This window comes from Deltaproteobacteria bacterium, from assembly GCA_018668695.1.
Taxonomy (GTDB): Bacteria; Myxococcota; XYA12-FULL-58-9; order XYA12-FULL-58-9; family JABJBS01; genus JABJBS01.
Genome location: JABJBS010000213.1, coordinates 1 through 4,917, shown reverse-complemented (window position 1 = coordinate 4,917; position 4,917 = coordinate 1). Strand labels below are relative to the sequence as shown.

Here is a 4,917-nt window from a genome sequence, read left to right as displayed (position 1 = left end):
TTTAACTACTCAGGCTTGGGGACTTTTTCCCAATCGGCTAGAAACTTTGCAAGGCCAGCATCGGTGAGAGGGTGAGCGACCAACTGCTTAAGTACCTTAAACGGGATGGTGGCGACATGAGCTCCGGCCAAAGCGGCATCCACTGCGTGGCGGGGCCCTCGAATGGAGGCTGCAAGGACCTCTGTTTCTAAGCCATGGATGTCGTAAATGTTGACCAATTCATCGACGATTTCCATGCCCACGTGAGAGATGTCGTCTAGACGGCCAATAAATGGAGATATGTAGGTTGCTCCCGCCTTGGCGGCCAAAAGCCCTTGAGCGGCTGAGAAGCAGAGCGTGACGTTGGTTTTGATGCCTTTGGAGCTCAGAACCTTGACTGTTTTTAGGCCATCGATGGTGAGGGGAACCTTCACCACGATGTTGGGGTGAATCTTCGAGATTTCGAGGGCTTCAGGCAGCATTTTGTCATGCTCTGTTTCAACGCACTCAGCGGAAATGGGCCCATCAACGATTTGGCAGATTTCTTCAACCGTACTTTTGAAGTCACGGCCGGTTTTGGCGATGAGAGAAGGGTTTGTGGTGACACCATCTAAGATACCCCAGCTTGCCGCCTCTCGAATTTCTTCCACATCGGCGGTGTCGATAAAGATTTTCATTTCTCTTGCTCCTGCTGAGTTTACGTAAAAACCAAACAATTCCGATATGCTGACGGGCTCTCAGTGTCAACCTGGCGGCTTTTTTAGGGTTGGATCACGGTAGATCGCGATATCTCCCTGTTTTCTAAGCAGTTACGGTGTTGAAGCTTGACAAATATCCCAGTGGACCCTAGAAGGCGCAATCCGTATACCGGGCTGGCCAGAGTGATGTTTGCCAGATCGGAGCGGTGTGGGTCATACGCCCGCAAAAGTAATCCTTGGAGGATACGCATATGTACGCAGTAATACGCACTGGAAACAAACAACATCGCGTTGTCAAAGGCGAACGCCTTAAGATCGAAAAGCTAGCTGGCGATGTAGGTGCTGATTATCAGTTTACCGACGTTCTGTTAGTTGGTAATGAAGATGACGTAAAAATCGGCACTCCTGTAGTGAGCGGCGCAGCCGTCTCTGCAAAGATTGTCGATCAAGGTCGTCACTCTAAAGTTGACGTTTTCAAGCGCAAGAAGCGCAAAGGCTTTCACAAGCTTAAAGGTCACCGTCAGCCATTTACCGAAGTTGAAATTTTAGAAATCAACGGATAATTCGGTCTAACACAACAAACGAAGTGAGTTGCAGTCATGGCACACAAAAAAGGTCAGGGTTCTACCCGTAACGGTCGCGATTCCAATCCTAAGTTCCGCGGCGTCAAGCGTGCCGATGGTATGTACGTTAAAGCAGGTAATATTCTTGTACGCCAAACAGGCACCAAGATTCATGCTGGACGTAGCGTAGGAATGGGCAAAGATTTCACATTGTTCGCTCTTGAAACTGGTGTTGTAAAATACCAGAAGAGCAAGAACCGCACTGTAGCGGTCATTGTAAACGCTTCCTGACCCCATCGGTCTGGAAAGCGGTAAGCGCCCCTTCCCGTGAGATACAAATTCATAGATGAAGCAGCTATATTGACCCGTTCAGGTAATGGCGGGTCAGGTTGCGTTTCCTTTCGACGCGAAAAGCACGTACCTCTCGGTGGTCCCGACGGCGGCAACGGTGGTCGCGGCGGTGATGTTGTGATCTATCCTGATACACAAATCGCTACACTCCTCGATTATAAGTTTCAGCCTCGACACTTCGCAGACAATGGTCGCCCTGGTGAGGGTAACCAATGTTCTGGGCGTGATGGCGAGCCGATGATTCTGCGCGTTCCGGTCGGAACGGTTGTTTACAACGAAGAAACCGGTGATGAGCTTGGCGATTTGTGTGAGCCTGATATTCCTTTCGTCGTGGCACAGGGTGGCCGGGGCGGAAAAGGCAACGCGCACTTTAAAACATCAACACGACAAGCACCTAAATTCTCCCAGCCCGGTGAGCCAGGGGAAGAGCTAACTTTACGGTTCGAGCTTAAGCTCATCGCAGATGTTGGTTTAGTGGGAATGCCAAGCGTTGGTAAGTCTTCGTTGATTGCGCGGATGTCGTCGGCCAAACCTAAGATAGCTGATTATCCATTTACGACTTTGGCACCCAATTTAGGTGTCGTTAAATTTGGTATTACTGAGCACTACGTTGTCGCGGATGTACCAGGTCTCATTGTTGGTGCTTCAGATGGCGCCGGTTTGGGCTCAAGGTTCTTACGCCACGTTGAACGTGTACGACGTATCGCTCACTTGGTAACCGTATGCTCAGAAGAACCCGGGCGAGATCCTATTGAAGATTTTGAAGCGATTGAGAATGAGCTTAAGCTGCACGACGAGAAGTTGTCGCAGGTTGAGAAGGTTCTTGTTTTGAATCGAATGGATTTACCGGATGTTCAGGAAGAAGCTGAGCGGATTGGAGAATACGCTAAGGAGAAGGGTCTTCCCTTCTTCGCGATTTCAGCCGCAACAGGCGAGGGCATTCAAGACCTCATTAATTACCTTGGTGAGGCGATCAACAAGTCACGCGCCTTGGCCGAATCTGAATCTGAGTCCGAGGCTTAGCCCCAGCGTTCTTAGCCCAGCCGGGCACTTTGTCTAATGTAAATCTGTAGGTAAACCAGCGAGAAGCTCTCGTGCTTGCGTCACCCAAGTTTCATTGTCTCTTTGCAAGAAGAAGCTCGACTCTTCGTAGTCTGCAATGGCTTCGGTGAGGGCTGTGCGAGCTTGGTCGTGAAAGCCTGCATCAGCAAGGCAGCGACCTAGAATGGTTTTGTGCTTAACCCGAGGTGCTTCTTCAATAAGTTTGGCGAGAACCTCAAGCGCTTTATTCGAATCTTCGATTTGCAGATACCCAAAAGCGAGGTCAAGCCAGGGGTCGTAGTCGCGAAATACCCGGTCCAAACTAATTACTTTTTCGAAATAGGTGGCAGCTTGTGCGTGCTCGCCATTGGCACTGAGGCACCGGGCGATTCCGTATAAACATTCAGCGTCGTCGTCATCCTCTCGGTGACAGGCCAAGAAAATTTCAGAACTCTCTGGAATGCGTTGGTCTTCAAAAAGTGCCCAAGCTAGAGCAAGCTTATTTTCCTGGCTGGGAGTTTCATTGACCTGTGACTGCAGTGAGCGAATCGATGGCCCTTTGCGCATAGGAAATGGAATGGCCGCCAGACCACTGCCACTGCCATCGGCGGAGGCTGCTTGGAGCTCAGGCAATTTGATGAAGAAGAAGTAGATAAATCCACCAATTGGCATGAGCAAAATGATGAGGATGTACCAATAAAAGTCTGCTTTACGCCGTAGCGCATCCACAAACATCCAAAGGCTAAATCCAAAGCCCAATATATTCAGTAAGTCAGCCATTTAGTTATTCCGATGAAGCTATTCGAATCGTTTAAGAATACCGCAGTCGCGTAGGACTTGCTACGAATTATCAATTAAATGGCCTCTGTAATGGCTTTTGCCAAGGCCTGAGCGTCATTTTGCACAAGGGTTGTACTCGGCCACCCTACACCGAGCCCACGTTCAACGTCGGGCTTGGGGATGATGTGGTAGTGAACATGCATGACGGCCTGGTGAGCACTTGTGCCATTGTTTTGAAGGACATTGTACTCTTTGGTCCCTGTGGCAGCCATGACCGCTCGGCAGAGCCTCGGTAGAACTCGCCCAATTGCTGCTGACGACTCGTCTGAGAGCGCATCGAGCGTGGGCGCAGCTTCCTTAGGAATAACCAGTGTATGTCCGGGGCTTAAGGGCCCAATATCCAAAAAGGCGTAGACCAAGTCGTCTTCGTAGACCTTGTAAGATGGAATGTCACCGCTCAGAATTTTCGAGAAAATTGTTTCTGCCATGGATGCTGAATTTCATAATCTTTGTGTGGGTGCAATCCCGTCTCGACGTAAGACCTTTGTTCTAACCATAAATCAGCATTATAGTGTTCTTACTATGAATTTAATCTGCCCTGCTTGCCAATGGTCTTCCTCTTCACCGCCCAAACGTGTGGTCATTACAGGGAATTGTCCAAGCTGTTCAGGGCAGGTTTGGCTGGAGGCTCCAAGCCCCTCTGATATTTTTCCCAGTTTGGTGGCGATGAGCTTTGAGCCGGGAAGTAACTTGGCTCAGAAGCTGGTGGCCTTTCACCGGGAGACGCCCCTGGTGGGTGTGCCGGGTCCCGAGCAGGCCGTACCCCAGGAAATCGCTGAGGGTAGCCGAGAAATATTGTCGGCGGCAATTTTACCAGCTCCCCCAGTGGTCAATTCAGAAGATGGTGCTGCAACGGGTGTTTTTAAGCTACCTGAGATGCCGAGCTTAAGCTCGGAAGGTGATTTGACGGCGAACCTTACGGATGTGGTAGTTGTAGTCGGTGAAACGACTCTAAGCACCGGAGACTCTCAGGAAGTCGATTTGGACGACCTCGGGGTTGAGCTTTGGGCTGATTCCCCTGCTCCGGCTTCCGAGAGGGAATCAACGTCTTTTGCCAATGTTCCCTTGCCAGAGTTACCGGCATTTTCAAATCAGGTAGCAAACGGAACCGGTTACAATGATTTTGTAGAGTTTAATGTTGAGCCTGTGGTTGTTGATCAAAGCTCGGCCTCTTGGATGAGTGCGTTTTTGATGGGTAGTCTATCCTTGGGACTTGTGCTCTGTGCATTTTCATACGGTCAGACGTTGGCGCAGTGGCGTACACAGGAAATCGTGATTCCTCCGCCAACCCGTCATGAAATGGCGATGGATGTGTGGGCGCAAGGGCTTCAAGCTGTAAAAGGTGAAAATCCAGCGGCGGCGATGAAACTGATGGAAGAGTTTTTAAGCTTAGGCGGCGCTGGAGTTGAGGTTGATCGAGTTCGAGCGGTTGCAGCTTTAAAACT

At 50.1% G+C, this 4,917-nt stretch carries 7 protein-coding genes; 4 read left to right on the top strand and 3 right to left on the bottom strand.

From position 1 onward, the window contains the following. Positions 1-5: 5 nt before the first annotated feature. A complete protein-coding gene (gene fsa, locus HOK28_11220) occupies positions 6-656 on the bottom strand; it encodes a fructose-6-phosphate aldolase (GenBank protein ID MBT6433657.1) in 651 nt (216 codons plus the stop codon). 272 nt (positions 657-928) lie between these two features. Between fsa and rplU the strand changes: the two genes are divergently transcribed. The 3 genes from rplU to obgE are packed head-to-tail and all read left to right on the top strand — an operon-like array spanning position 929 to position 2,614. Further along, positions 929-1,240, top strand: coding sequence for a 50S ribosomal protein L21 (rplU, locus tag HOK28_11215; protein ID MBT6433656.1), 312 nt, complete (start codon positions 929-931; stop codon positions 1,238-1,240). 36 nt (positions 1,241-1,276) lie between these two features. After that, positions 1,277-1,531 (top strand): 50S ribosomal protein L27, encoded by a 255-nt coding sequence (gene rpmA / locus HOK28_11210; GenBank protein MBT6433655.1) that lies wholly within the window; start codon positions 1,277-1,279, stop codon positions 1,529-1,531. A 36-nt stretch (positions 1,532-1,567) separates the two neighbouring features. Then, positions 1,568-2,614 carry a GTPase ObgE gene (obgE, locus tag HOK28_11205; protein MBT6433654.1) on the top strand — a complete coding sequence of 349 codons (1,047 nt, stop codon included), beginning with the start codon at positions 1,568-1,570 and terminating at the stop codon, positions 2,612-2,614. Between the two features lie 33 nt (positions 2,615-2,647). Here obgE and HOK28_11200 read toward each other — a convergent pair whose 3' ends face one another. Both HOK28_11200 and HOK28_11195 read right to left on the bottom strand, forming a co-directional pair. Then, positions 2,648-3,412: a tetratricopeptide repeat protein gene (locus tag HOK28_11200; GenBank protein MBT6433653.1), complete on the bottom strand. Its 765-nt coding sequence runs from the start codon at positions 3,410-3,412 to the stop codon at positions 2,648-2,650. Between the two features lie 74 nt (positions 3,413-3,486). Next, positions 3,487-3,900 carry an HIT family protein gene (locus tag HOK28_11195; GenBank protein MBT6433652.1) on the bottom strand — a complete coding sequence of 138 codons (414 nt, stop codon included), beginning with the start codon at positions 3,898-3,900 and terminating at the stop codon, positions 3,487-3,489. A gap of 94 nt (positions 3,901-3,994) precedes the next feature. Between HOK28_11195 and HOK28_11190 the strand changes: the two genes are divergently transcribed. Beyond that, on the top strand, positions 3,995-4,917 hold a 923-nt coding region (locus HOK28_11190), incomplete at its 3' end, for a hypothetical protein (GenBank protein ID MBT6433651.1).